Origin of the sequence: Caballeronia mineralivorans PML1(12) (genome assembly GCF_001028175.1) — a bacterium.
In the GTDB taxonomy this organism is placed as follows: domain Bacteria; phylum Pseudomonadota; class Gammaproteobacteria; order Burkholderiales; family Burkholderiaceae; genus Caballeronia; species Caballeronia mineralivorans.
This window is the reverse complement of sequence record NZ_AEJF01000021.1, coordinates 1-23,960: the sequence shown is the minus strand read 5'-3', so window position 1 is coordinate 23,960 and position 23,960 is coordinate 1. Positions and strand designations below refer to the sequence as shown.

Genomic DNA, 23,960 nt, shown 5'->3' with positions numbered 1-23,960 from the left:
AACCGAAGCCCCTTAAGTTATCCGGCTTTAAGTCATCCAAGTCATCCGGCTCAAGTCATCCGGCTCTTTGCGAGCGGCGGATTCGCCGCAAAGTACCGCTTGATGCCCTTCATGATCGCGTTAGCCATCTTGTCGCGATAAGCGTCGTCGTTAAGGCGTTGTTCTTCTTCCGGGTTACTGATAAACGCCGTTTCCACCAGGATCGATGGAATGTCCGGCGCTTTCAACACCGCAAAACCGGCTTGTTCCACCGAGCCCTTGTGCAGCTTGTTGATGTCGCCAATCTCGTTCAGCACGAAGTTGCCATAGCGCATCGAGTCGCGAATCTGCGCGGTCGTCGACATGTCGAACAACGCCCGGTTGACGCTTGCATCCTGCGTCTTCACATTGATCCCGCCAATGGAATCCGACGAGTTCTCCTTGTTCGCCATCCAGCGCGCAGCCGCGCTCGAAGCGCCGTGATCGGAGAGTGCGAATACCGACGAACCGCGCGCCGAGGGCGTGGTGAACGCATCCGCGTGAATGGAAACGAACAGGTCCGCACCCACTCGACGCGCCTTCTGCACACGCACGTTGAGCGGCACGAAGAAGTCGGCGTCGCGCGTCATCATCGCGCGCATGTTTGGCTGGGCGTCGATCTTGGCGCGCAGCTTCTTCGCGACATCGAGGGCAATGTGCTTCTCGTACGTTCCGCCGCTGCCAATCGCACCCGGATCTTCGCCGCCGTGGCCGGGGTCGATCGCGACGGTGAGCAGGCGCGTCGTGCCGGACTTGTTGCTCTTCGGATTGGAAAAGCCGTAGTCGTCGCTGGTGCCGCTGTCGGATGAGTCGTCCTGCTGCGCCAAGGCCGTAGGGGGAGCCTGCTTGACCGTAGGCCGGGGCTTCGGGAGCGGCGCGACAGGCGGGACGGGCACCGTGGGCGCGGACGGCGACGGCGCGCGCGGCAGATCGGATTGCGCGTACTTCTGGAAAAACTCGTCGGTGTTGTCCGGCACGTTCGCTTTCGGCGGCGTGGCGGGGCCGCTCAACGCGGCGGGCGGCGGGGCCGGGTTGGGATTGGTCTGATCGAAGGCTTGCTGCTTGTGCTCGGACTGGGCCAGCAAATCCATCAGCGGATCGGGCGCGACGGCCGGATACAAATCGAAGACCAGCCGATACTTGTAGCTGCCAATCGGCGTCAGCGTGAACACCTGCGGTTTTACGGACCCCTTCAGGTCGAACACCATCCGCACCACGTGAGGCTGATATTGCCCGATGCGCACCGACTGGATCTGCGGGTCGTTCGGCGTGATCTTCGAGACGAGATCCTTCAGTTCCTGATCCAGGTCGAGTCCGTTCAGGTCGACCACCAGCCGGTCCGGACCCTGCAGCAATTGCTGGCTGTTTTGCAGCGGCTGATCGGACTCGATTGTGACCCGGGTGTAATCGCGAGCAGGCCACACGCGCACGCCGAGCACCGAACTCGCATGCGCGAGCTTCGGTCCGAGCAGCGCGAGCGCGATGGTCGACGCGCCCGCGCGCAGCACTTGGCGCCGCCGCCAGTTGTGCGAGGCCGTGGCGGTCGATTCGATCGAATGAAACGGCTTGATCAACAGCTTTCGAGACATGACTTTCCTGTTTCGCTAAACGCGCGCGCTGTCAGCACGCGGCCTTCGCCTTCCTGTTCCAGCGTGAATTCGAGGTCCGGCACACCCAGCAATCCGCCAGCGCGTTGTGGCCATTCGACCAGGCAGATCGCGCCTGCGTCGAAGTATTCGCGAAAGCCGGCATCGGCCCATTCGGCTGGATCGGCAAAGCGATAAAGATCGAAGTGATAGAGCTCGAGCGGACCCGTGTCGGTCGCAAGCGAATAGGGTTCAACGAGCGTGTAAGTGGGACTGCGCACCCGGCCCGCATGACCGAGCGCCCGAAGCGTCGCACGCACGAGCGTGGTTTTGCCCGCGCCCAGGTCGCCGATCAACTGGACCTGCAAACCGGGAAAACGTTCGTTCGAGGTGTCTGATTTAGCGAGACGGACCTTGAGAATCGCCTGCGCGAAGCGGCCACCGAAGGCGAGCGTCGCGTCTTCGTCGGGCAACTCGAAGCGGCGTTCGAGCAGCGCGGCGGGAAGGTTTGCAAACGATCGAGTGAGGCTGTCGGGCATTCTCGTAAAATGTCGTGATGAACCGTTTGCCGGAACACCCTGTGGAACGCGGGAGCGCGTCAGACGACGCCACCGCGAACACGCGCCACTTCAGTATTGACGACGAAGCCGCGCTGGCTGAACTCGCGTTGCGCATCAAGGCGTGGGGGCGCGAGCTGGGGTTCGGTGCAGTCGGCGTCAGCGACGCCGACTTGACGGAAGCCGAAGAAGGCCTGGCTTCATGGCTCGAAGCAGGCTATCACGGCGAGATGGATTATATGGCCAAACATGCGATGAAACGCGCAAGGCCAGCCGAGCTTGTGGCCGGCACGCGACGTGTTATTACAGTTCGAATGGCCTATTTGCCGGCATCGACACTCAGCGGCAAGGCACAAGAAAGTGCCGCGACAGCCGACGGTCAGGCAAGCGACTGGCGCGCGGCCGAATGGGCGCGCATTGACGACCCCGCAGCGGCGGTCGTGTCGGTTTATGCGCGCGGCCGTGATTATCACAAGGTCATGCGCAGCCGGTTGCAGCAATTGGCCGATCGCATAGATGCCGAAATAGGCGCGTACGGGTATCGCGTGTTCACGGATTCAGCGCCTGTTCTGGAGGTCGAACTGGCGCAAAAGGCGGGGACCGGCTGGCGCGGAAAACACACGTTGTTGCTGCAGCGCGACGCCGGATCGCTGTTTTTTATCGGTGAGATCCTGGTGGATATTCCGCTTCCCGCCGACGCTCTGACCCATCCCGAGCACGCGCCTGAGCACGACGGTTCGCATTGCGGAAGCTGCACGCGCTGTATCGATGTTTGCCCGACAGGGGCGATCGTTGCGCCGTATCGGGTGGATGCGCGCCGGTGCATTTCGTACCTGACCATCGAGTTGAAAGGCAGTATTCCCGAAGAAATGCGGCCGCTGATCGGCAATCGGGTCTATGGCTGCGACGATTGCCAGCTCGTGTGTCCGTGGAACAAATTCGCGCAGGCCGCGCCGGTCGCGGATTTCGATGTACGTCACGGCCTCGATCGCGCCTCGCTCGTCGCGCTGTTCGGCTGGAGCGCCCTTGATTTCGATGAACGCATGCAGGGCAGCGCGATTCGCCGTATCGGACACGAGCGATGGTTGCGTAATATTGCGGTGGCGATGGGCAACGCGTTGCGCTCACCCGCGCTGGACGCTAACGAGCGCCTGGAAATACACAACGCGTTAAACGCCCGCGCCGCGGATGCGTCGGAGTTGGTCCGCGAGCACGTCGAATGGGCGCTGCGCCAGGAAGCATGACCTCACGCTCACAGGAAAAATCAATGGAAGTGACCGAGGCAGAACGCGCGCCGGAACTCGTGTCGAGCGGCGCATCGATCGATCTCTTTTGCGACGCGCTCTGGCTCGAGCATGGTCTCGCCAAAAATTCGCTCGAAGCGTACCGGCGGGATTTGCGCTTGTTCGCCGAGTGGTTGTCGAAGACGCGCGGCGCGACCGTCGATACCGCTACCGAAGCCGACATGAACGGCTATCTCGCCGCCCGCCGCGCGGACAAAGCGACCTCGGCGAATCGCCGGTTATCGGTGTTTCGACGCTACTACGGGTGGGCGTTGCGAGAACATCGCGCACCCGCCGATCCCACCTTGAAGCTGCGCTCGGCCAAACAGGCGCCGCGCTTTCCCAAGACCTTGAACGAAACCCAGGTCGAAGCGTTGCTGAACGCGCCCGATGTGGAGACCGCGCTCGGTCTGCGCGACCGGACCATGCTCGAGCTGATGTACGCGAGCGGCCTGCGTGTGACCGAGCTCGTGACGTTGAAGACCGTGGAAGTCGGCCTGAACGAAGGTGTGGTGCGCGTGATGGGCAAGGGTTCGAAGGAGCGGCTGATCCCGTTCGGTGCGATCGCGCACGACTGGATCGAGCGATATTTGCGCGAATCGCGACCGGCGTTGCTAGGCGCTCGCGCCGCCGACGCGCTGTTCATCACCACGCGCGGCGAAGGCATGACGCGTCAGCAGTTCTGGAACATCATCAAGCGCCACGCGCTCACCGGCGACGTGCGCGCGCCGCTCTCGCCGCATACGTTGCGCCACGCGTTTGCCACGCACTTGCTCAATCACGGGGCCGATCTGCGCGTGGTGCAAATGCTGCTCGGCCACACGGATATCTCCACGACGCAGATCTACACCCACGTCGCACGCGAGCGCTTGAGGATTCTGCACAAGGAGCATCATCCGCGCGGTTGAGGGGGTAGAGGTTAAAGCTCGTCCCGGAGCTTGTGTTTCAACACCTTCCCCGTCGATGCCGCCGGCAGCGCGGCGAGCACCCGGATCTCGGCGGGACGCTTATACGGTGCGAGACGCGCTTCGCACCATTCGACGATATCGTCAGGCAGCGCATGCACCGACGGCACCAGTTCGACGAACGCAATCACTTCCTCGTTGCCCTCGACCGCCCGGCCGATCACCGCCGATTGCAGCACGTCCGGGTGTGAGTTCAGCACGTTCTCGACTTCAGCCGGATACACGTTGAAGCCCGAACGGATAATCAGTTCCTTGTTGCGCCCCACGATATACAGCGCACCATCGGCCGCCTGACGCGCGAGATCACCGGTCCGCAGCCAGCCGTCTTCCGTGACCGTTGCGCGCGTCTGCGCTTCATTGCGGTAATAACCGAGCATCACGTTCGGCCCGCGCACCCACAATTCGCCGACCTCGCCCGGCGCCGCATCCACGCCATCCAGCGTGACAAAACGCAGTTCGATACCGGGTATCGGGTCGCCTGCGGAGCAGTCCTCGCGCGGTGCGTCGAGCATGGTCTGCGATATGGTCGGACTGCTTTCCGTCATGCCATAACCGTTGTGCAGCGGCACCTCGTACAAGCTTTCGACGCGCGCCTTCAGCGCGGCATCGAGAGGAGATCCGCCGGAATAGGCGAAGCGCAACGCGGGTGCGCGCCATGGTGTGCCGCTCGCTTGCACCTGTTCGACGAGTTTCGCGTGCATGGCCGGCACGCCCTGGAAGATCGATACGTTCTCCTCGGCCAATGCCCGTCGCACGGCGTCCGGCGCGAAACGTGGCGCGAGCCTGAGCGTCGCACCGGCGTACAAACTGCCAAGACACACCGACGCCAGCCCGTAGATGTGCGTAATCGGCAGGACGGCGTACACCACGTCGTCGGGCGTCACACGCCGCAATGTGCTGGACATTGCCGCGATAAACAGCACGTTGCGATGCGACAGCATCACGCCTTTCGGCGCACCGGTCGTGCCGGTGGTGTAGATCAGCGCCGCACATTGACAGGCGGGATCGCTTTCCACGGGTTCCGGCGAGACGGATTCATCGACGATAAAACGCCAGGCATCAGCGGTTGATACAGCGTGCAATCGATCGGCGTGACTCGCCGCGTCCTTCGATGCGCCGACGGTAAACGCCACCACACGCGGCTTCGCGTGATCGCGGATCGCATCGACTTCGCTTGCCGAAAGGCGCGCGTTCGTGAGCAAACACCACGCGTCGAGCTTCGCCGTGGCGAACATCAGCACGACCTGCGCGATGCAATTCTCACTCACGATCATCACGCGATCGCCGCCGCGCACGCCCAGATTGGCAAGCTGCCGGGCGGTGTCGTCGATGGCTTGCACGAGTTGCGCCGCGCTCAGACGCCGCCCGTCTTCGATCAACACAATATGCTGCGGATCGCGGGCCGCGATGCGTGCGGGAATCTCCGAAATGCGCGAGGGCAGTGCGGCGAGCAGGGCATCGACGTCAATTTCCATGTCAAATCTCCGTGCCGCGCATCAACCCGCGAGCGATGATCACTTGTTGGATCTGCGACGTGCCTTCGTAGAGCCTGAACAGCCGCACGTCGCGATAAAAACGTTCGATGCCGTACTCCGAGATATAACCCGCACCACCGTGCACCTGCACCGCGCGATCGGCCACGCGGCCGCACATCTCGGTCGCGAAGTACTTGGCGCAGGAGGCTTCTATCGATACATCGCGGCCCTCGTCGCGGCGGCGCGCGGCGTCGAGCACCATGCATTCGGCGGCATAGATCTCGGTCTTGCTGTCGGCGAGCATGGCCTGGACCAGCTGGAACTCAACGATCGGCTGGCCGAACTGCTTGCGCTCCATGGCGTAGGCGAGGGCGTCGCGCAGCATCCGTTTGGCTGCGCCGATAGCCACGGCCGCAATGTGCAAGCGCCCTTTATCGAGCACTTTCATGGCCGTCTTGAACCCGACGCCTTCCACGCCGCCGATCAATTGCCCGGCCGGAATGCGGCAATTCTCGAAGATCACGTCGCAAGTGTGCGCGCCGCGCTGCCCCATTTTCTTGTCGGGCTTGCCGAGCGATAGTCCCGGCGATTCCCGCTCCACGATGAACGCCGAAATGCCGCTCGCACCTTTTGCGTCGCTCGTGCGTGCCATCACCGTGAAGATGCCGGCTTCGGGCGCGTTCGTGATGAAGCGCTTCGTGCCGTTCAGCACGTAGTGATCGCCGTCCTTGCGCGCCGTGGTTTTCAGCGACGCCGCGTCCGACCCCGAGTCCGGCTCGGTCAGGCAAAACGACCCGATCAGGTCACCCGCGGCGAGCTTCGGCAGATAGTGCTGCTTCTGCTCCTCGCTGCCGTCGAGCAGAATGCCGATCGAACCGATGCCATTGTTCGTCCCGATCACCGACCTGAATGCCGGGGATGTCTGGCCGAGTTCGAACGCCACGCGCACTTCCTCTTCCATGGTCAGGCCGAGGCCGCCGTAAGCCTCCGGAATGGTCAGCCCGAACAGGCCGATCTCGCGCATGGCGGCGAGCACATCGGTGGGAATCTGATCGGTTTCGTCCACCTCGGCCTCGCGCGGCACGAGCGTCTCGCGCACAAAACGGCGAATGGCATCTTCAAGCAGTGTCTGGGTTTCTGCATCGCGAATCACGTTGAGTCTCCTGTGTCGACCAGAGTTGGCGCTTTAGCGCTTACTCTGGTCCCATGCAAGATGGTTGCTGAGTCATACACGCCGGATGAGCATTTGCGAACGATCGTGCCACAGTAAATCGGCTTGCACAATTGGCCGTTCGGCCGATGGTGGCCATGCTTTCGCGCCGCTACAATGCCGTCATGTCCAAGGTAAAACACATTTCTGAAACGCCGGCCACGCAGTTTTTGCGTCGGCACAAGGTCGTATTCGGGGAGCATCCTTATGAGTATGTCGAGCATGGCGGCACGGAGGAATCGGCGCGCCAGCTTGGAGTAGATGAACATCGCGTGGTCAAGACGCTCGTGATGGAAGACGAGCACGCGAAGCCGCTGATCGTGCTCATGCATGGCGATAAAACCGTCTCGACCAAGAATCTTGCGAGGCAAATTGGCGTGAAGCGCGTCGAGCCGTGCAAGCCGGAAGTGGCGAACCGGCATTCGGGGTTCTTGATCGGTGGCACATCGCCATTCGGCACGAGAAAGGCGATGCCGGTGTACGTGGAATCGAGCATCTTCGAGCTCGACACAATCTATCTGAACGGCGGGCGGCGCGGGTATCTGGTGAGCATCGCGCCGCCGGTCCTGACCGAACTGCTGAAGGCTACGCCCGTGAGTTGCGCGAGCGTCGATTAAAATGCGTGTCCCGCAAGTTTCGCTCACGCTTGCGTTCTCGAAGATAAGAAGAAGTCAATGAACAATGTGATTGTCGCTGTGGTGGCTTACCTGATCGGTTCGATCTCGTTTGCTGTGGTGGTCAGTTCGGCCATGGGTCTCGCGGACCCGCGTTCGTACGGCTCGGGCAACCCGGGCGCGACGAATGTGCTGCGTACTGGCAACAAGCGGGCAGCCGTTCTGACGCTGGTCGGCGACGCCTTCAAAGGTTGGCTGCCGGTGTGGATTGTCGTGCATTTCGGTGCACGTTTCGGGCTGGATTCCACGGCGGTCGCGCTGGCTGCCATCGCCGTGTTTCTTGGGCATCTGTTCCCGATATTCTTCAAGTTTCAAGGCGGCAAAGGCGTTGCGACCGCGGCGGGCGTGCTGCTCGCCATCAATCCGGTGCTCGGGCTGGCCACTTTGCTGACGTGGGTGATCATCGCGTTTTTCTTCCGCTATTCGTCGCTGGCGGCGTTGGTATCGGCGGTATTCGCGCCGTTCTTCGATATCTTTCTTTTCGGCCCCAGCCGTATCTCGCTGGCCGTCGCCGCGATGAGCGCGCTGCTTATCTGGCGGCATCGGGGGAACATCAAGAAGCTGCTGGATGGGAAGGAGAGCCGGATCGGGGAGAAGAAGCGGGCGGCTGAAGCGGTTAAATAAACTGCTGCCGCAAACCACCGCCGCCAAAGTGAGAAAGCCGCCCTGAAGGCGGCTCTCTTATTCGCTGCGATGCTCGATTCAACGAATTGACTCAGCGCGACCCGATCACACTCAATCGCGGAAATTATTAAAATCCAGCGGCGTATCCGTCACGTCCTTCTTCAGCAACGCGATGGCGCTTTGCAGGTCATCGCGCTTCGTGCCGTTGATACGCACCGCGTCGCCCTGAATGCTCGCCTGGACCTTGATCTTGCTGTCCTTGATCATCTTGACGATCTTCTTCGCGAGGTCGCCGGTTACGCCTTTCTTGATCTCGACGACCTGCTTGAGCTTGTCGCCGCCAATCTTCTCGATCTTGCCGTAATCAAGAAAACGCACGTCCACATTGCGTTTCGCGAGCTTCGACAACACCACGTCCTTCACCTGGCTGAGTTTGAAATCGTCGTCGGCAAAAAGCGTCAGTTCACGATCTTTTTGCTCGACGCGCGCGTCCGAACCCTTGAAGTCGAAACGCGTGGCAATTTCCTTGTTCGATTGTTCGATGGCGTTTTTCACCTCGATCATGTTTGCTTCGCTGACGACGTCAAACGATGGCATCTGTATTCCCCTTCGTTGAGGCGAGGCGTAAGACATGCACGCACTCGCTATAATCACGGACCAACATCATTCTACCGATGCCGTCCCGGTTTGCCCAAGGCCACCTCTGATCCTGACCCAAGCGCTTCCTCAATGTCCGAGTTCGAACTTCTCTTCGATTACCCGCTGCTCGCGCATAACACGTTCGGCTTCGACGTCCGCGCCAAGTATGCCGTTCGGCTGACGGAAGAAGCGCAGATCCCGGCGCTTGCCCGCGACACGCGCATTGAGGGCGTGTCGCGATTAGTGCTTGGCGGTGGCAGCAACGTCGTGCTGACGCGCAATTTCGATGGTGTCGCGTTGCTCGTCGAATTGCGCGGCCGCCACGTGATTGGCGAAGATCATGACGCCGTTTTTGTAGAAGCCGGTGCGGGTGAGAACTGGCACGAATTCGTTGCGTGGACCTTATCGCAAGGCTTGCCCGGGCTCGAAAACCTCGCGTTGATTCCGGGTACGGTGGGCGCGGCGCCGATCCAGAACATCGGCGCCTATGGGTTGGAAATGGGCGAGCGCTTCGAGCGTTTGCGAGCGATCGAATTATCGACGGGGGAAACGCGGGAATTCGATCGCGACGCGTGCGCGTTCGGTTACCGCGACAGTTTTTTCAAGCGAGAAGGGCGCGGGCGTTTTGTGATCGTATCGGTGACGTTTCGTCTGCCGAAAGCGTGGACGCCGCGCGCGGATTATGCGGATATCGCGCGGGTGCTGGAGACAAGCGGCGCGAACGATCCACAAGCTATCTTCGATGCCGTCGTCGCCGTGCGGCAGGCAAAGCTGCCTGACTGGCGCGTGCTTGGGAACGCGGGAAGCTTCTTCAAGAACCCGGTGGTGAGCGCGACCGCCTTCGGGGCATTGAAAGCGCGCGAACCCGAGGTGGTGTCCTATAAGCAGCCGGACGGCCAGTTCAAGCTTGCTGCAGGCTGGCTAATTGACCGATGCGGCTGGAAAGGCCGCGCGATCGGTGCCGCCGCTGTGCACGACCGGCAGGCGTTGGTGCTGGTGAACCGCGGAGGCGCGTCGGGCGCACAGATTCTCGAACTCGCGGACGCAATCAAACGCGACGTACACGCGCGCTTCGCGATCGAGCTGGAAGCGGAGCCGGTGTGTCTTTGATTTAAAGCCGCCGCACCAACAAAAAACCCGCCTGAAAGGCGGGTTTTTCAATGAAACCGAGGCGACTCAACCCCCACGCTTGCGACGCGCATTCTCCGCAATCCGCATCCGCAGCGCGTTCAGCTTAATGAAACCACCAGCATCCGCCTGATCGTACGCACCGCCGTCGTCATCGAACGTGGCGATGTTCTTGTCGAACAGCGTTTCCTTCGAATCGCGCGCAACCACCGTCACGCTGCCCTTGTACAGCTTCACGCGCGTCCAGCCGTTCACCTTGTCCTGCGTGTGATCGATCAGCACTTGCAGCGCGCGCCGCTCCGGGCTCCACCAGTAGCCGTTGTAAATCAGCGCGGCGTAACGCGGCATCAGATCGTCCTTCAGATGCGCCACTTCGCGATCCAGCGTGATCGACTCAATTCCGCGATGCGCCTTGAGCATGATCGTGCCGCCCGGCGTTTCATAACAGCCGCGCGATTTCATGCCGACATAGCGGTTCTCGACCAGATCCAGCCGCCCGATGCCATGTTTTCCGCCAATCGCGTTCAATTCGGTCAGCATTTCCGCCGGCGACAAACGCTTGCCGTTCAGCGCAACCGGATCACCCTTCTCGTACTCGATATCCAGATATTCCGGCTGATCAGGCGCATCTTCGGGCGCGACCGTCCAGCGCCACATATCGGGCTCGGCCTCGGCCTTCGGATCTTCCAGGTGACGCCCTTCGAACGAAATGTGCAGCAGGTTCGCGTCCATGGAGTAGGGCGCACCGCCTTGCTTGTGCTTCATTTCGATAGGAATGCCCGCTTTTTCCGCATAAGCCAGCAGCTTTTCACGCGACAGCAGATCCCACTCGCGCCACGGCGCGATCACCTTGATACCCGGCTCGAGCGAGTAATACCCCAGCTCGAAACGCACCTGATCGTTGCCTTTGCCGGTCGCGCCGTGCGACACGGATTGTGCGCCGACCGCACGCGCGATCTCGATCTGACGCTTCGCGATCAGCGGACGCGCGATCGACGTGCCGAGCAGGTACTCGCCTTCATAAATGGTATTGGCGCGGAACATCGGGAACACGAAGTCGCGGACAAATTCCTCACGCAGATCTTCGATAAAGATGTTTTCCTGCTTGATGCCGAGCTGCAGCGCTTTCTTGCGTGCCGGCTCGAGTTCTTCGCCCTGACCGATGTCAGCGGTGAACGTCACGACTTCGGCGTCGTAGTTGTCTTGCAACCACTTCAGGATGACGGAGGTATCGAGGCCGCCTGAGTAGGCGAGCACGACTTTTTTGATATCGCTCATGGTGAACTCGTATGGCTTGAAAACGGTGTGCGCCGGGCCTTCAGCGCGCGGAAAACCGCTATTTTGACATCAAATGGCGGGCGTTCCGCATTTTCGGGGCGACGCAGCGTTTCCAGGGAAACGCCGCGCGTTTAGCAACCAGGGCACAGCAAGCTCAATGATTGAGTTTGCCGAGCAGCAGATATTCCATCAACGCCTTCTGAACGTGCAGACGGTTTTCAGCTTCGTCCCAGACCACACTCTGCGGACCGTCGATCACGTCCGCGCTCACTTCCTCACCCCGGTGTGCCGGCAGGCAATGCATGAAGAGGGCGTCCGGATGGGCGAGCGCCATCATGTCCGAGTCGACGCACCAGTCGGCGAAAGCCTTCTTGCGCACTTCGTTCTCGGCTTCGAAACCCATGCTGGTCCACACGTCCGTGGTGACGAGATCCGCGCCCGTGCAAGCGTCGTTCGGATCGGCGAATTCTTCGTAGAACGGGGCGCTGTCGGGAGAAACCAGTGCGTGGTCGAGCGTGTAACCGGGCGGCGTGGACAGGCGCAATTTGAAGCCGAGAATCTGCGCGGCTTCAATCCACGTGTAGAGCATGTTGTTTGCGTCGCCCACCCAGGCTACGGTTTTCCCCGCGATCGGTCCGCGGAGTTCGTAGTAGGTGAAGACGTCGGCGAGGACCTGACACGGGTGATATTCGTTTGTCAGGCCGTTGATCACCGGCACGCGCGAATTTTCAGCGAAGCGCTCGATGATGTGCTGCCCGAATGTACGGATCATGATGATGTCCACCATTCGCGAGACCACTTGCGCCGCATCCTCGATCGGTTCGCCGCGGCCGAGTTGCGTGTCGCGCGTGCTGAGGAATACGGCGTGGCCGCCAAGCTGGAAGATGCCCGCTTCGAACGAGAGCCGCGTACGCGTTGAATTCTTCTCGAAGATCATCGCCAGCGTGCGGTCGTGCAGCGGATGGTAGGTCTCGTAGCTCTTGAACTTGCGCTTGAGAATACGTGCGCGTTCGAGCACGTAGTCATAGTCGTCGAGAGAGAAATCCTTGAACTGCAGATAGTGGCGAATTTTTTTTTCGGTCATGAAAATGCGTACGGCGGCTTCAGCCGGCAACTGTGCCGGACGGCGCCGCCGTCGTGGTGGTATTGAATTTCAGCATAAAGGAATTTGCGCCGTTTGACGAGGTGGCCAAATAGCCGATGCGCGCCGCCATAGACCGTCCGGCGCGGTTTAGAGGCTTTGTGTGCAGTGCGGAAAAAGGGCCTCTGCTGTATAATCCGCGAGGTTTCTCCGGCAGTCCTGACACCTTTCGACTGCTTTGCAGCGGACTCGGCGTGCAGGTTCAATGCGCAGTTTTCGTGGCAGTCAGCGTAGTTCGTGGCCTAGTTCGCGGCCGCGCGAGTGCGTCTCGCCGCCATGTGCCGCAAGGCAGTCGCGAACGGCGTCGACCATGGGTTTATTACGCGCTCAAGGTGACCCAGGCGACGTCGCGATCGGGTCGTAGCGCTCGGCCGCAGCGCTGCCGGACGAGGCAGAGTTCAGTGCCGGAGGTTGCAGCCGATGACTTTACGGTTCACCTTGCCAACCATGCATGCGCGTTCGCCGGCGTTCTCCGCCGGTCGTCAAACAGGTATTCCTACATGGCCGAAACAGTTCCAACCGAATACTTCATCCAGGGCGTCACGTCGAGCGGCAAGACCTTTCGGCCGAGCGACTGGTGCGAGCGGCTTTGCGGCGTGATGTCGGGGTTCGGCCCGGGAAAGCGCGGCCCGAATGCCCGGCTGCAGTATTCCATCTATGTTCGCCCGACCTTGCTCGGCAACGTGAAGACGGTGATCCTCGACTCGCGCTTACGTGACATCGAGCCTATGGCTTTCGATTTCGTGATGAACTTCGCCAAAGACAACGATCTGCTGGTGACGGAGGCGTGCGAATTGCCGCCGCATCACGGCACACAGCAGCAGGTCTGAGGGAAGAGCGAGCCTCTTTTCGATGTCGATGCACACGACAAAAAACCCGCCGACGGCGGGTTTTTCTATTACTGCCTTCTGCTACCGTTCGCTGTTTTAAGAACGTCAGGGCAAAAAGCAGCAGCCTGTCATGCGTCTGTCAAACCAGTGACGCGCAATGGGCGGCAACCAGAATCTTTAAGCAGCAGGTGCTTGCAGACCCTTGATCGCAGCCGACAGACGGCTCTTATGGCGAGCTGCCTTGTTCTTGTGAACGATGCGCTTGTCGGCAATGATGTCGATGGTCTTGACCGACGTCTTGTAGATTTCCGCAGCCTTGGCTTGGTCGCCGGCATCGATCGCTTTGCGAACGGCCTTGATGGCGGTGCGGAACTTCGAGCGCAGCGCCGAGTTGTGCGAGTTTGCCTTCGCGCTTTGACGGGCGCGCTTGCGGGCTTGTGCGGTATTTGCCATGACGGTTCCTTATCCTGTTCCAGCTATGTGTTTCAGCGCTTCCCGTTTAGCTTCTGGATCGAATCCAGCTCAATGCTGGCCCGGCTCCACACAAGATAAAACGAGGTCAATCCGATGCGCTGTTTATGATCAAACTCTCGGGATCGATTGCCCGAAAGCGCAAAAACGTCGAAAGAAGACGCGAAACCGCCGTGCCTAGGGGGTGCCTAGTAGTGCCGAAAGCGGATTCAGGAGCTTCGAAACCAGCGATTATAGCAACGAAATCATGGGACTGGCAAGCCCGGCTGGTTTTTGCCGCAGGGGTTGCGCACGAAGGCCCGCATCAATAAAGGGACGCAGCGGTTGTAAACAATCAGCGCGTCAGGTTTTACTCTTGTTTTTTGCCAGAACGAGAGATGGCCTCGATCATGGACGCATGTGCCGATTTGCGGGCTCCGCGCTGCCGTACCTGTCGTTATCCGTTACCGGAAATCCTGTTCGCGGCATTGAGCGCGGTGTTGTGCGGCGTGGAGGATTGGGAGACGACCACCCTCTGTGGGCCCGTACCCAACTGGCCTGGTTGCGACCCACCTGCCATACGAGAGCCGTATTGCCTCGCCCGATACCTTTGCGCGCGTGTTCGGTGCGCTAAGCGCGAAGGCCTTCGAGCAGTGCTTCATCAACTGGGCCGGATGGGATACTCCTTGAGCTTGAATGTAAGGTGAAAACGCCTTACTATATATCTTTCGAGAGGGCATGATGAGTACGCTAACCGTGACATCGAAAGGGCAGGTCACCTTACGTAAGGATGTTCTGGACCATCTGGGCGTTCAACCAGGGCAGCGGATCTCGGTCGATAAGCTTCCAGACGGTCGGGTGATGGTAAGTGCTGAGCGCGCCAGCGAGCCGATCAGTGCGGTTTTCAACCTTCTAAAAAAAGAAAACCGTCCCGCGCTGTCGATCGACGACATGAATGACTTGGCTGCGAAAGGTTGGGCTGGCGAGCGATGAAGATTACGGCCGATACGAACGTTCTTGTGCGGGCGATGATTGGTGACGACGAGCAGCAAAGCGCGCTCGCGCAATCGGAGCTCGCGGCGGCCGAACTTGTCGCGATCGCGCTTCCGTCGTTATGCGAGTTGGTGTGGGTGCTCTCACAGGGTTACAAAATCGCGTCCGATGAAATTGCCGACGCTGTGCGGCGCCTGACCAATGCCGCAAATGTTGTTGTAAACCGTCCAGCTGTCGAAGCCGGACTTGCGCTGCTGGACGCTGGCGGCGATTTCGCGGATGGGGTGATTGCCTACGAGGGGCGATGGCTGGGCGGCGAAACCTTCGTGTCATTCGACAAAAAGGCGGTGAAGCGCCTTATGGCACAGAGCAAGGCAGCTCGTCTTCTCGAGTGAGAGGGCAGGCAGGGCTTCCGCACGAAGGCCCCTGTCAGGCAAGGCCGAGAGCGGAGTCACGCAGAGCGGTATCCCATGCGGCGAGGTTGCGGATGTTCTTGAGGCTGATCTTTTTCGGCTGGCGGCTCTGCTCAAGTCGAGCAAGGTTCAGCGTGATCTCGCGCAGGCTGGCCATGTTCTGCGCGGCCACCTTGTCGCGGATCAGACTGGCACCCTCACCCCAGGACACATCGAGTACCCAGTGCAACTGGTTTTCGATGCCCCAATGCGCCCGGATGAGTCGAGCCATCTCCGCAGCCTTCACGGCTTTCGAACTGATGTAATAGCAGCGCTCAGCGCTCAGTGCTCGTCTTGCCACCTTGCTCACGGGTACGCTCAAGCATGACCAGACGCTCAAGGCCGGCCCAGTGCTGCCCTGTCGCGGCCAGCGCCACGCGAGGTCATCCGGTCACGCGGCAGACTCGTGTTTCCAGCCGCCCGTGCCCCTTGTCGTGTTCGACATGTTCCCAGTACGAACTCTCCAGCCCTCCACGCCGCACAACACCGTGCTCAATGCCGCGAACAGGATTTCCGGTAACGGATAACGACAGGTACGGCAGCGCGGATCCCGCAAATCGGCAAATGCGTCCATGATCGAGGCCATCTCTCGTTCTGGCAAAAAACAAGAGTAAAACCTGACCCGCTGATTGTTTACAACCGCTGCGTCCCTTTATTGATGCGGGTCTTCGTGCGCAACCCCTGGTTTTTGCCGGGGTTTGGCAGCCAGGATCACGCGGGGATCACGCGACTGGCGGGACCAGGCCTGTGGAAACCGGGCGCAGTGAAGGACCAAACGCCGTTGCAAATTCTAACGATTCGCCAAATGTTGCAACGCGTCGCATTCATCATGCCGACCGTATAATAAGCGCCCCATGAATCTATTCCGAGCCCTACTGACGGTCAGCGGCTTCACGCTGCTTTCCCGCGTGACCGGCCTGATCCGCGAAACGCTGATCGCGCGAGCCTTCGGCGCCAGTCAATTCACCGACGCATTCTACGTCGCCTTTCGCATACCGAACCTGTTGCGGCGCTTGTCTGCAGAAGGGGCGTTCTCGCAGGCATTCGTGCCCATCCTCGCCGAGTTCAAGAACACCGAGGGTCACGATGCCACCAAGGCCCTGGTCGACGCCATGTCGACGGTGCTCGCGTGGGCGCTCGCCGCCGTATCGCTGGCAGGTGTGGCGGGTGCGTCCTGGGTCGTGTTCGCGGTGGCATCGGGGCTCGAGCACGACGACCACGCGTTCGGCCTCGCGGTGACGATGACCCAGATCATGTTCCCGTACATCATCTTCATCTCGCTGACATCGCTGGCGTCCGGGGTGCTCAATACCTACCGGCAATTCTCGCTGCCCGCGTTCGCGCCCGTGCTGCTCAACGTGTCCTTCATCGCGGCCGCCATCTTTCTCGCGCCGCATCTGAAAGTGCCGGTCTACGCGCTGGCGTATGCGGTAATCGTTGGCGGAATCTTGCAGTTTCTCGTGCAGTTGCCCGGCCTCAAGAAGATCGACATGATCCCGCGCATCGGCCTGAATTTTCTGCGGGCGTTGCGGCATCCGGGCGTCAAGCGCGTGCTGATCAAGATGGTGCCCATGACGTTCGGCGTGTCTGTCGCGCAACTGAGCCTGATCATCAACACGAACATCGCGTCGCGTCTCGGCCCGGGCGCTGTGTCGTGGATCAATTATTCCGACCGCCTGATGGAGTTTCCTACCGCGCTGCTCGGCGCGGCGCTTGGCACGATCCTGTTGCCGAGCCTGTCGAAGGCGCACGTGGACGCCGATCCGGTCGAATATTCGGCGCTCCTCGACTGGGGTCTGCGCATCACGTTCCTGATGGCCGCGCCCAGCGCCTGCGCACTGTTTTTCTTCGCGGAGCCGCTGACGGCCACGCTGTTCCACTACGGTAAATTCGATGCGCATTCCGTCCTGATGGTCGGCCGCGCGTTGTCGGCGTATGGCGTCGGGCTGATCGGGCTGATTCTGATCAAGATCCTCACGCCCGGCTTCTACGCGAAGCAGGACATCAAGACGCCGGTGATCATCGGCATTATCGTGTTGATCGCCATCCAGATCAGCAACGTGATTTTCGTACCAATCTTCGCTCACGCCGGATTGACGCTGTCCATCGGGCTCGGTGCGTGCGTGAACGCCACGCTTTTGTTCATCGGCTTGAGGAAACGCGGGATTTACCAGCCATCGGCGGGATGGGCGCGGTTCTTCGTGCAATTGCTTGGCGCGTGCCTCGTGCTCGCCGGCGTGATGCATTGGGTGGCCGGCAATTTCGACTGGATTGGCATGCGCGCCACACCACTGGAGCGAATTGTGCTTCTCGGTGCAAGCCTGGTTGTATTCGGTGCGCTATATTTCGGTATGCTCTCTGCGATGGGTTTTAAATACGCGTATTTCAGAAGGCGAACGCTGTGATGACGACGACGCGCATCCTCGACTATTTCACCTCGCTTGTGGCGGAGGACGAGAGTCTGCCGCTCACCGAGGCGGCGTTGTCGCTTGCCCAGGACGCGTATCCGGATCTCGATTTGCAGGGCGTACTGGCTGAGATCGACGAGCTGGTTTTGCGTGTGCGCCGCCGTATGCCCGAAGATGCCGATATCAAGCAGAAAGTCGGCGTGCTGAATCGTTTTTTCTTCCGCGAGCTGGGTTTTACCAGCAATCACAACGATTACTACGATCCCGATAACAGCCACCTGAACATGGTGCTGAAGCGGCGCCGCGGGATTCCGATTTCGCTGGCGGTCGTGTACCTGGAGATGAGCGAGCAGCTTGGCATTCCGGTGCGCGGTGTGTCGTTTCCGGCGCACTTTCTGCTGCGGGTGACAACGCCCGATGGCGACGTGATGCTCGATCCGACTACGGGCCATTCACTGTCCGAATCGGCGATGGTCGAGATGCTCGAGCCGTATGTGCAGCGGGTAGGGGAATCGATTGGCAGCGCGCTGAAGATCCTGTTGCAACCCGCCACGCGCCGGGAAATCATCGGACGAATGCTGCGGAATTTGAAGAGCATTTACTTGCAGACGGAGCGCTGGCAACGGCTGCTTGCCGTGCAGCAGCGGCTGGTGATCCTGATGCCGGGGAGTATTGAAGAAGTGCGCGATCGTGGCTTTGCTTATGCGCGTCTCGATTATTTGCGCCCGGCGATGGAAGACTTGCGTCGTTATCTCGATGACCGGCCGGATGCCGAGGACGCGACCGTTGTGGAAACGGAATTGCATGAACTGAGGCAGCGCACGCAGCACAACGGCGAGTGATCTAGTAGCCCTGTAAAGCGCAAAAAACGGCGGCACATCTAACGCGATGACCGCCGTTTTTCATTACGCGCGCGCTAAAAACTTACTTCGGCTGCATCCGGATGGCACCGTCAAGACGAATCACCTCGCCGTTGAGCATCGGGTTATCGAAGATCTGTTTGACGAGCATCGCGTACTCGTTCGGTTTGCCGAGTCGCGACGGGAACGGCACCATTGCACCTAGCGCATCCTGCACTTCCTGCGGCATGCCGAGCAGCATGGGTGTTTCGAAGAGGCCCGGCGCAATCGTCATCACGCGAATGCCGTTGCGCGACAAATCACGGGCGATGGGCAGCGTCATGCCGACCACGCCGCCCTTCGATGCCGCGTACGCAGCTTGTCCGATCTGGCCATCGTAAGCCGCCACCGACGCAGTGCTCACGATCACGCCACGTTCACCCGCCGCATTCGGTTCGTTCTTCGACATGGCCGCTGCCGCCAGCCGGATCATGTTGAAGGTGCCGATCAGATTCACGCCGATGGTCTTGGCGAACAGATCAAGCGCGTGCGGACCATCCTTGCCCACGGTCTTCGCGGCCGGCGCGATGCCCGCGCAATTGACCAGCCCGCACAGGCTGCCGAGCTGCGTCGCGGCTTCCACGGCGCGCTGGCCGTCTTCCTCGCGGCTCACATCGCACTTCACGAACACACCGCCGAGTTCCTTCGCGAGCTTCTCGCCGCCCGCTTCGTTCATGTCGGCGAGCACGACCTTGCCACCGTGGTCGCGGATCAGTTGCGCGGTGGCGGCGCCGAGGCCCGATGCGCCGCCGGTGACGAGAAAAACGTTGTCCTGGATGTCCATGCTGTGTGCTCCTTGATGATGGTTATACGTAATCTGGTTATACGTAATCGTGCTCGTCCCAAGGATCGCTCAGAACGAAAAACCCGCTCGGCCGATGGAGCACGAGCGGGTTTCGGAAGGCGTGTCCCCGGCGCTTAGGTGTGAGCGCCGGGTGACGATCAGCTCAACGCATCGAACACGCGGGTGCGGATTTCATCGACGGTACCGAGGCCCGAGATCCGCCGATACTCCGGCGCCTTCAAACCGTTGTTGTCGCCGTGCTTCGACCACGTGTTGTAGTACTCGATCAGCGGCTTGGTCTGCGCGACATACACGTCGAGCCGCTTCTTCACGGTCTCTTCCTTGTCGTCGTCGCGCTGGATCAGCGGCTCGCCGGTGACGTCGTCACGGCCTTCCTGCTTCGGCGGATTGAACTTGACGTGATAGGTGCGGCCCGAGGCCGCATGCACGCGCCGCCCGCTCATGCGTTCGATGATGTCCTCGAACGGCACGTCGATCTCAAGCACATAGTCGATAACAACGCCAGCTTGCTTCATGGCGTCGGCTTGCGGAAGCGTGCGCGGGAAACCGTCGAAGAGATAACCGTTCGCGCAGTCCGCTTCCTGCAGGCGTTCTTTCACGAGGTTGATGATGAGCGTGTCCGGCACGAGTTCGCCGGCGTCCATGAAGCGCTTGGCTTCAACGCCGAGCGGCGAACCCGCTTTCACGGCGGCGCGCAGCATGTCGCCCGTCGAGATCTGCGGGATGCCGAACTTTTCCTTGATGAAGGTGGCCTGGGTGCCCTTGCCGGCGCCGGGGGCGCCCAACAGGATCAAACGCATGGTGATATCTCCGAATCGAATAGAAACCGCTGCGCTGCGAGGCTTATTCTCGCATCCGGTCGCTATGGCGCATCGCCCGGTTGAAGCCGCAAACGAGGCGCGACGAGCCGAATTCGGGAGACGGCGCGGCACCAGTCGACACGGGCGCTCAGGAGCGTTGGCGCTGACCGGAAGGCTCGCGCTACCAATCGATTATGCCATGCATCGTCACAATCGCGGCCCGAATCCGCGGCTGGAAAGCCCGGCAAGTGGGGCGCAGCGGGGGTTAACGCGAGTTGATCGAAAGGGGGCTGCCGCGCTAGGAGGCGTTGAAAACGAGCCGATTTCGAGAGGAGTGTCGCTTCGGGGCACAGCGGAAATGCCGGCGATCGGCGCGTGTGTCCGGCGCGACGACAACAGAACTGCCGGAAGCGCATTGCTGCAGCATGCAGATGGCTCACGCGCGGCGATCAGACGCAGGCCGCAGCGGTGAATTGCGGCCGGAACGCGTTCGCCGGCCGCTTCCTGCCTCGTTATGCCGAAGCACCAAACAACGCGCGGACACGCTCGAGATCGGTGGGGGTATCGACACCCGGCGGGGGCGCGTCGTTCGTCGTCAGCACTGCGATGCGCTCGCCGTGCCAGAGCGCGCGCAGCTGCTCGAGCGCCTCGCCTTCTTCGATCGGAGCCACGGACAGCGTGGGGTAAATCCGCAAGAACTTCGCGCGATATGCATACAGGCCGATGTGCCGCAGCACATTGGAGGGAACGGACGGGCGTGCGCCGAGCGCGGCGACATTCGGCCAGTCCTTCTGCCACGCGTCACGCGACCACGGAATCGGTGCGCGCGAAAAATACAGCGCAACGCTCTTCGAATCCAGCACGACTTTCACCACGTTCGGATTGAAGACATCGGCGGGATCATGGATGGGATGCGCCGCGGTCGCGATCGCGCACGACGGATGCGCCGCCAGATGCGCCGCCACGTTGCGCACGAGCGCCGGGTCGATCAACGGTTCGTCGCCCTGTACATTGACCACGATGGTCTCGTCGCTCCAGCCGAAATGCGTCGCGACTTCGGCGAGCCGGTCCGTGCCGTTCGGATGATCGGCGCGGGTGAGCAAGGCGTCGAAGCCATGTTCCTTCGCGACTTCGACCACGCGCTGCGAATCGGTTGCGATCAGCACTTGCAGCGCGCCCGATAAACGCGCGCGCTCGGCCACGCGCACGACCATCGGTTTGCCGCCGATATCCGCCAGTGGCTTGTCCGGCAGCCGCGTGGACGCGAGCCGCGCGGGCACGACTGCTATGAAGGGCGGCGCGACCGGAACGTGTGCGTTCATAAAACCTCGATTTAAAGCCTCAATTCCCGCCGGCAGGTTTCAACGGCTCGACGGGCGTGCCTTCCACGGTCTGGCGGGCTTCGTCCGGCAGCATGATGGGAATGCCGTCGCGGATGGGGTAAGCGAGCTTGTCGACATTGCAGATGAGTTCCTGCGCCGCGCGGTCATACGTGAGCTGGGTCTTGCAAATCGGGCAGACAAGGATTTCAAGCAGGCGTGCGTCCACGGAGTTTCTCCACAACTAATGCGATGAGGCGGGGGCTGAGCACGGCTTCGACTGGAACCACCCAGATGCGCGCGTCACGCCAGGCCCCGAATTTTACTGCATCCTTCTCGGTGATCAGGATCGAATCGGCGTCGATGCCGGCGAACGGATTGTCGCGATATTCGTAGTGATCCGGAAACGCGCGCGTGGCCGGCGTGAGTCCAGCCGCGCGCAGCGACGCGAAGAACCGCTCCGGCGAGCCGATACCTGCCGCAGCCGCGACCCGTTCGCCCTTGAACGCGCTGAGAGGGCGGCGCACGGCCGGGTCATCGAGCAGCCAGGCGTCGCCGGTCGTCAAATCCAGCGAGAAGGTGTTCGGCCACGGCGGCAACGTGCGGTCGTAGGGGCTGTTGATGAGCGTGGCGTCGCGGTGCCGGGACATCGATTCACGCAGCGGTCCCGCCGGCAGCAGGAAACCATTGCCGCCGAGACGGTCGTCGAAGACCACGAGTTCGAAGGCGCGCGCGAGGCGGTAGTGTTGCAGGCCGTCGTCGCTGACGATCACATCCACCGATGGATTCGCTTTCAGCAACGCCTGCGCCGCCGCCACGCGATCCGGTGACACCATCACCGGCGCATGCGTGCGGCGGGCGATCAGCAGGGGTTCGTCGCCGACTTCGGATGGCTGGCTCGTCGGGCTCACGCGCGTGGTTTCGTGGATCTTCGCGCCGTAACCGCGCGAGACGACGCCCGGCTGGAAGCCGGCGGCGCGCAGCGCTTCGACGAGGGCGATCACGGTCGGCGTCTTGCCCGTGCCGCCCACGGTCACGTTGCCAACCACGACGACCGGCACCCCCACATTCACCTGCTTGATCCAGCCGAGCGCGAAGAAGGCGCGGCGAATCGCTGCAATCAAGCCGAACACGCACGCGAACGGCGTCAGCGACCACGCGACCCAGCCGCGCTTGCGCCACTCGCGGGCGAGGAAGTTTTCGATCGGCGGCTTGAAATCAGACATGGCGCGCCTTGGCCTTGTATTCAGGAGCGAACGATGCGCGCGCTTGGACGGACAGCAACGTAGGGCGGTGTAGCGGCGAGGGGAAGGGCAATGTCAGTGATAACGGCCGGCACCTTGGCATCGGGGCGGATCTCCAGAATGAGCGAATGTAAGCGGACGATAAGCGGTCGGTGGACGACAGAGCGCAATGATTGCGCTGGCCCTCGAACCCGGCACTCTAGCGCGGCGCTGCCCGGGGCGCCAGTTTAAGGGCAAACCGGACCTCGCCGTCCGGCGTTGAAGTGCCTTCGAGTGCAGCCCGAAAATAGGTAGATTCGATGCGAGATTTTGCACGCAAGCCGCCTGTGGATAACTCTGTGAACAACTTGGGCTCCCGCAGCCTGAAATCGGCTTCAGGAAAGCCTTGCATCGGCTTTGTGGCGATTTTGAGATGAAAAATATAATAAAAACAATGACTTAAACTGAGTTCATCAGGATTTGACGAGAGTTTCCGTCAGCTTCCGGTAACGCGTGCATTGTGGACACTTGCTACACTTCGCACGCTGATCGGGCTTGTCGTCCATGCCTTGTTCACCGGCCGCACGGCGCTGTCAGGACGGCCCATTTGTCCACTCTCAAGCCAGCGTGTTGTTAACCTCAACCGACCACCATTTTCCTCGATGAGCAGCGACCCTTTCACTCCCTCCGGTCAACTCGGCAGCGCCGATGCCGTCATCCCCGTTTCGGCGCTCAATCGCGCGATCGGGTCGATGCTCGAACGCTCGTTTCCGCTCGTCTGGGTATCGGGGGAAGTATCGAATTTTACGAAAGCGGCGAGTGGCCACTGGTACTTCTCGATCAAGGACGCGCAGGCGCAGATGCGCTGCGTGATGTTCCGCGGCCGCGCACAGTACGCCGAGTTCACGCCGCGAGAAGGGGACCGGATCGAAGTGCGCGGGCTGGTCACCCTGTACGAACCGCGCGGCGAGTTGCAACTCGGCGTGGAAGCGGTGCGCCGGACCGGGCAGGGGCGCTTGTACGAAGCCTTTTTGAAGCTGAAGGCGAAACTTGAAGCCGAGGGGCTGTTCGCCGCCGAGCGCAAGCGGCCGCTGCCGCACCATCCGCGCGCGATTGGCATTGTGACGTCGTTGCAGGCGGCGGCGTTGCGCGATGTGCTTACCACGCTCTCGCGGCGCGCGCCGCACGTGCCGGTGATCGTCT

General features: G+C 61.2%; 25 protein-coding genes and 1 pseudogene. 11 read left to right on the top strand and 15 right to left on the bottom strand.

Going from position 1 to position 23,960, the window contains the following annotated elements:
- Window positions 1–50 precede the first annotated feature (50 nt).
- Together EOS_RS03230 and tsaE are read right to left on the bottom strand one after the other, a co-directional pair.
- Window positions 51–1,607 (bottom strand): N-acetylmuramoyl-L-alanine amidase, encoded by a 1,557-nt coding sequence (locus tag EOS_RS03230; protein WP_047845168.1) that lies wholly within the window; start codon window positions 1,605–1,607, stop codon window positions 51–53.
- Window positions 1,589–2,143, bottom strand: coding sequence for a tRNA (adenosine(37)-N6)-threonylcarbamoyltransferase complex ATPase subunit type 1 TsaE (gene tsaE / locus EOS_RS03225; protein WP_047845167.1), 555 nt, complete (start codon window positions 2,141–2,143; stop codon window positions 1,589–1,591). The genes EOS_RS03230 and tsaE overlap by 19 nt, the downstream gene beginning before the upstream one ends.
- Before the next feature lie 17 nt (window positions 2,144–2,160).
- On the opposite strand from tsaE, the gene queG reads away from it, so the two are divergent.
- Window positions 2,161–3,405 (top strand): tRNA epoxyqueuosine(34) reductase QueG, encoded by a 1,245-nt coding sequence (gene queG, locus EOS_RS03220; protein WP_047845166.1) that lies wholly within the window; start codon window positions 2,161–2,163, stop codon window positions 3,403–3,405.
- Window positions 3,406–3,428: 23 nt separating this feature from the next.
- A complete protein-coding gene (xerD, locus tag EOS_RS03215; RefSeq protein ID WP_087881874.1) occupies window positions 3,429–4,352 on the top strand; it encodes a site-specific tyrosine recombinase XerD in 924 nt (307 codons plus the stop codon).
- Between the two features lie 11 nt (window positions 4,353–4,363).
- On the opposite strand, the gene EOS_RS03210 is transcribed toward xerD, so the two are convergent.
- Entirely contained in the window at window positions 4,364–5,884 is a 1,521-nt protein-coding gene (locus tag EOS_RS03210) for a class I adenylate-forming enzyme family protein (RefSeq protein ID WP_047845164.1), read from the bottom strand.
- A 1-nt stretch (window position 5,885) separates the two neighbouring features.
- Window positions 5,886–7,037, bottom strand: a complete 1,152-nt coding sequence (locus tag EOS_RS03205; RefSeq protein ID WP_047845163.1) for an acyl-CoA dehydrogenase family protein — start codon at window positions 7,035–7,037, stop codon at window positions 5,886–5,888.
- A 182-nt stretch (window positions 7,038–7,219) separates the two neighbouring features.
- Here EOS_RS03205 and EOS_RS03200 point away from each other — a divergent pair, with 182 nt between their 5' ends.
- Both EOS_RS03200 and plsY read left to right on the top strand, forming a co-directional pair.
- Window positions 7,220–7,711: an aminoacyl-tRNA deacylase gene (locus EOS_RS03200; protein ID WP_047845210.1), complete on the top strand. Its 492-nt coding sequence runs from the start codon at window positions 7,220–7,222 to the stop codon at window positions 7,709–7,711.
- 57 nt (window positions 7,712–7,768) lie between these two features.
- On the top strand, window positions 7,769–8,392 hold the full coding sequence (plsY, locus tag EOS_RS03195; protein WP_047845162.1) for a glycerol-3-phosphate 1-O-acyltransferase PlsY: 624 nt from the start codon (window positions 7,769–7,771) through the stop codon (window positions 8,390–8,392).
- Window positions 8,393–8,503: 111 nt separating this feature from the next.
- Here plsY and EOS_RS03190 read toward each other — a convergent pair whose 3' ends face one another.
- Entirely contained in the window at window positions 8,504–8,989 is a 486-nt protein-coding gene (locus tag EOS_RS03190) for a YajQ family cyclic di-GMP-binding protein (RefSeq protein ID WP_047845161.1), read from the bottom strand.
- Window positions 8,990–9,121: 132 nt separating this feature from the next.
- Between EOS_RS03190 and murB the strand changes: the two genes are divergently transcribed.
- Window positions 9,122–10,141, top strand: coding sequence for a UDP-N-acetylmuramate dehydrogenase (murB, locus tag EOS_RS03185; RefSeq protein ID WP_047845160.1), 1,020 nt, complete (start codon window positions 9,122–9,124; stop codon window positions 10,139–10,141).
- Window positions 10,142–10,207: 66 nt separating this feature from the next.
- Here the strand turns inward: murB and EOS_RS03180 are convergent, their stop codons facing one another.
- Entirely contained in the window at window positions 10,208–11,437 is a 1,230-nt protein-coding gene (locus EOS_RS03180) for an argininosuccinate synthase (RefSeq protein WP_047845159.1), read from the bottom strand.
- Between the two features lie 154 nt (window positions 11,438–11,591).
- Window positions 11,592–12,521: an ornithine carbamoyltransferase gene (gene argF / locus EOS_RS03175; RefSeq protein ID WP_047845209.1), complete on the bottom strand. Its 930-nt coding sequence runs from the start codon at window positions 12,519–12,521 to the stop codon at window positions 11,592–11,594.
- 557 nt (window positions 12,522–13,078) lie between these two features.
- Here argF and EOS_RS03170 point away from each other — a divergent pair.
- Complete coding sequence (locus EOS_RS03170; RefSeq protein ID WP_047845208.1) at window positions 13,079–13,408, top strand: DUF3579 domain-containing protein; 330 nt, start codon at window positions 13,079–13,081, stop codon at window positions 13,406–13,408.
- 177 nt (window positions 13,409–13,585) lie between these two features.
- Here EOS_RS03170 and rpsT read toward each other — a convergent pair whose 3' ends face one another.
- On the bottom strand, window positions 13,586–13,861 hold the full coding sequence (gene rpsT / locus EOS_RS03165; protein WP_047845158.1) for a 30S ribosomal protein S20: 276 nt from the start codon (window positions 13,859–13,861) through the stop codon (window positions 13,586–13,588).
- Between the two features lie 735 nt (window positions 13,862–14,596).
- Here rpsT and EOS_RS03160 point away from each other — a divergent pair.
- Both EOS_RS03160 and EOS_RS03155 read left to right on the top strand, forming a co-directional pair.
- The gene (locus EOS_RS03160) at window positions 14,597–14,851 is read left to right on the top strand and encodes an AbrB/MazE/SpoVT family DNA-binding domain-containing protein (RefSeq protein WP_200908606.1); all 255 of its coding nucleotides are present in this window, start codon (window positions 14,597–14,599) and stop codon (window positions 14,849–14,851) included.
- Complete coding sequence (locus tag EOS_RS03155) at window positions 14,848–15,246, top strand: type II toxin-antitoxin system VapC family toxin (protein WP_047845157.1); 399 nt, start codon at window positions 14,848–14,850, stop codon at window positions 15,244–15,246. The genes EOS_RS03160 and EOS_RS03155 overlap by 4 nt, the downstream gene beginning before the upstream one ends.
- A 34-nt stretch (window positions 15,247–15,280) precedes the next feature.
- On the opposite strand, the gene EOS_RS44115 is transcribed toward EOS_RS03155, so the two are convergent.
- Window positions 15,281–15,613: an ISAs1 family transposase gene (locus EOS_RS44115; protein WP_235442689.1), complete on the bottom strand. Its 333-nt coding sequence runs from the start codon at window positions 15,611–15,613 to the stop codon at window positions 15,281–15,283.
- Window positions 15,614–15,694: 81 nt separating this feature from the next.
- The gene (locus EOS_RS45550; protein ID WP_160312464.1) at window positions 15,695–15,877 is read right to left on the bottom strand and encodes a transposase family protein; all 183 of its coding nucleotides are present in this window, start codon (window positions 15,875–15,877) and stop codon (window positions 15,695–15,697) included.
- A 226-nt stretch (window positions 15,878–16,103) separates the two neighbouring features.
- On the opposite strand from EOS_RS45550, the pseudogene murJ reads away from it, so the two are divergent.
- Both murJ and EOS_RS03130 read left to right on the top strand, forming a co-directional pair.
- Window positions 16,104–17,708, top strand: a pseudogene (gene murJ, locus EOS_RS03135) (murein biosynthesis integral membrane protein MurJ); the annotation flags it as partial.
- The gene (locus tag EOS_RS03130) at window positions 17,708–18,553 is read left to right on the top strand and encodes a SirB1 family protein (protein ID WP_047845153.1); all 846 of its coding nucleotides are present in this window, start codon (window positions 17,708–17,710) and stop codon (window positions 18,551–18,553) included. The pseudogene murJ and the gene EOS_RS03130, both read left to right, overlap by 1 nt.
- Before the next feature lie 82 nt (window positions 18,554–18,635).
- Here EOS_RS03130 and EOS_RS03125 read toward each other — a convergent pair whose 3' ends face one another.
- From EOS_RS03125 to lpxK, 5 genes are all read right to left on the bottom strand, one after another.
- Complete coding sequence (locus tag EOS_RS03125; protein WP_047845152.1) at window positions 18,636–19,394, bottom strand: 3-hydroxyacyl-CoA dehydrogenase; 759 nt, start codon at window positions 19,392–19,394, stop codon at window positions 18,636–18,638.
- Window positions 19,395–19,552: 158 nt separating this feature from the next.
- Window positions 19,553–20,215, bottom strand: coding sequence for an adenylate kinase (gene adk / locus EOS_RS03120; RefSeq protein ID WP_047845151.1), 663 nt, complete (start codon window positions 20,213–20,215; stop codon window positions 19,553–19,555).
- Between the two features lie 512 nt (window positions 20,216–20,727).
- Window positions 20,728–21,537 (bottom strand): 3-deoxy-manno-octulosonate cytidylyltransferase, encoded by an 810-nt coding sequence (kdsB, locus tag EOS_RS03115; RefSeq protein WP_047845150.1) that lies wholly within the window; start codon window positions 21,535–21,537, stop codon window positions 20,728–20,730.
- 19 nt (window positions 21,538–21,556) lie between these two features.
- A complete protein-coding gene (locus EOS_RS03110; protein WP_047845149.1) occupies window positions 21,557–21,763 on the bottom strand; it encodes a Trm112 family protein in 207 nt (68 codons plus the stop codon).
- Window positions 21,744–22,760 carry a tetraacyldisaccharide 4'-kinase gene (gene lpxK, locus EOS_RS03105; RefSeq protein ID WP_047845148.1) on the bottom strand — a complete coding sequence of 339 codons (1,017 nt, stop codon included), beginning with the start codon at window positions 22,758–22,760 and terminating at the stop codon, window positions 21,744–21,746. Before lpxK ends, EOS_RS03110 begins: the two co-directional genes overlap by 20 nt.
- Before the next feature lie 659 nt (window positions 22,761–23,419).
- On the opposite strand from lpxK, the gene xseA reads away from it, so the two are divergent.
- Window positions 23,420–23,960: exodeoxyribonuclease VII large subunit (gene xseA / locus EOS_RS03100; protein ID WP_047845147.1), on the top strand; the 541-nt coding region annotated here is incomplete at its 3' end.

What these genes read in the sequence shown, in the direction of transcription:
- EOS_RS03230 (WP_047845168.1), bottom strand. Translation starts at nt 1,607, where the DNA reads ATGTCTCGAAAGCTGTTGATCAAGCCGTTTCATTCGATCGAATCGACC.
- tsaE (WP_047845167.1), bottom strand. Translation starts at nt 2,143, where the DNA reads ATGCCCGACAGCCTCACTCGATCGTTTGCAAACCTTCCCGCCGCGCTG.
- queG (WP_047845166.1), top strand. Translation starts at nt 2,161, where the DNA reads ATGAACCGTTTGCCGGAACACCCTGTGGAACGCGGGAGCGCGTCAGAC.
- xerD (WP_087881874.1), top strand. Translation starts at nt 3,429, where the DNA reads ATGGAAGTGACCGAGGCAGAACGCGCGCCGGAACTCGTGTCGAGCGGC.
- EOS_RS03210 (WP_047845164.1), bottom strand. Translation starts at nt 5,884, where the DNA reads ATGGAAATTGACGTCGATGCCCTGCTCGCCGCACTGCCCTCGCGCATT.
- EOS_RS03200 (WP_047845210.1), top strand. Translation starts at nt 7,220, where the DNA reads ATGTCCAAGGTAAAACACATTTCTGAAACGCCGGCCACGCAGTTTTTG.
- plsY (WP_047845162.1), top strand. Translation starts at nt 7,769, where the DNA reads ATGAACAATGTGATTGTCGCTGTGGTGGCTTACCTGATCGGTTCGATC.
- EOS_RS03190 (WP_047845161.1), bottom strand. Translation starts at nt 8,989, where the DNA reads ATGCCATCGTTTGACGTCGTCAGCGAAGCAAACATGATCGAGGTGAAA.
- murB (WP_047845160.1), top strand. Translation starts at nt 9,122, where the DNA reads ATGTCCGAGTTCGAACTTCTCTTCGATTACCCGCTGCTCGCGCATAAC.
- EOS_RS03180 (WP_047845159.1), bottom strand. Translation starts at nt 11,437, where the DNA reads ATGAGCGATATCAAAAAAGTCGTGCTCGCCTACTCAGGCGGCCTCGAT.
- argF (WP_047845209.1), bottom strand. Translation starts at nt 12,521, where the DNA reads ATGACCGAAAAAAAAATTCGCCACTATCTGCAGTTCAAGGATTTCTCT.
- EOS_RS03170 (WP_047845208.1), top strand. Translation starts at nt 13,079, where the DNA reads ATGGCCGAAACAGTTCCAACCGAATACTTCATCCAGGGCGTCACGTCG.
- rpsT (WP_047845158.1), bottom strand. Translation starts at nt 13,861, where the DNA reads ATGGCAAATACCGCACAAGCCCGCAAGCGCGCCCGTCAAAGCGCGAAG.
- EOS_RS03160 (WP_200908606.1), top strand. Translation starts at nt 14,597, where the DNA reads ATGATGAGTACGCTAACCGTGACATCGAAAGGGCAGGTCACCTTACGT.
- EOS_RS03155 (WP_047845157.1), top strand. Translation starts at nt 14,848, where the DNA reads ATGAAGATTACGGCCGATACGAACGTTCTTGTGCGGGCGATGATTGGT.
- EOS_RS45550 (WP_160312464.1), bottom strand. Translation starts at nt 15,877, where the DNA reads ATGGACGCATTTGCCGATTTGCGGGATCCGCGCTGCCGTACCTGTCGT.
- EOS_RS03130 (WP_047845153.1), top strand. Translation starts at nt 17,708, where the DNA reads ATGACGACGACGCGCATCCTCGACTATTTCACCTCGCTTGTGGCGGAG.
- EOS_RS03125 (WP_047845152.1), bottom strand. Translation starts at nt 19,394, where the DNA reads ATGGACATCCAGGACAACGTTTTTCTCGTCACCGGCGGCGCATCGGGC.
- adk (WP_047845151.1), bottom strand. Translation starts at nt 20,215, where the DNA reads ATGCGTTTGATCCTGTTGGGCGCCCCCGGCGCCGGCAAGGGCACCCAG.
- kdsB (WP_047845150.1), bottom strand. Translation starts at nt 21,537, where the DNA reads ATGAACGCACACGTTCCGGTCGCGCCGCCCTTCATAGCAGTCGTGCCC.
- lpxK (WP_047845148.1), bottom strand. Translation starts at nt 22,760, where the DNA reads ATGTCTGATTTCAAGCCGCCGATCGAAAACTTCCTCGCCCGCGAGTGG.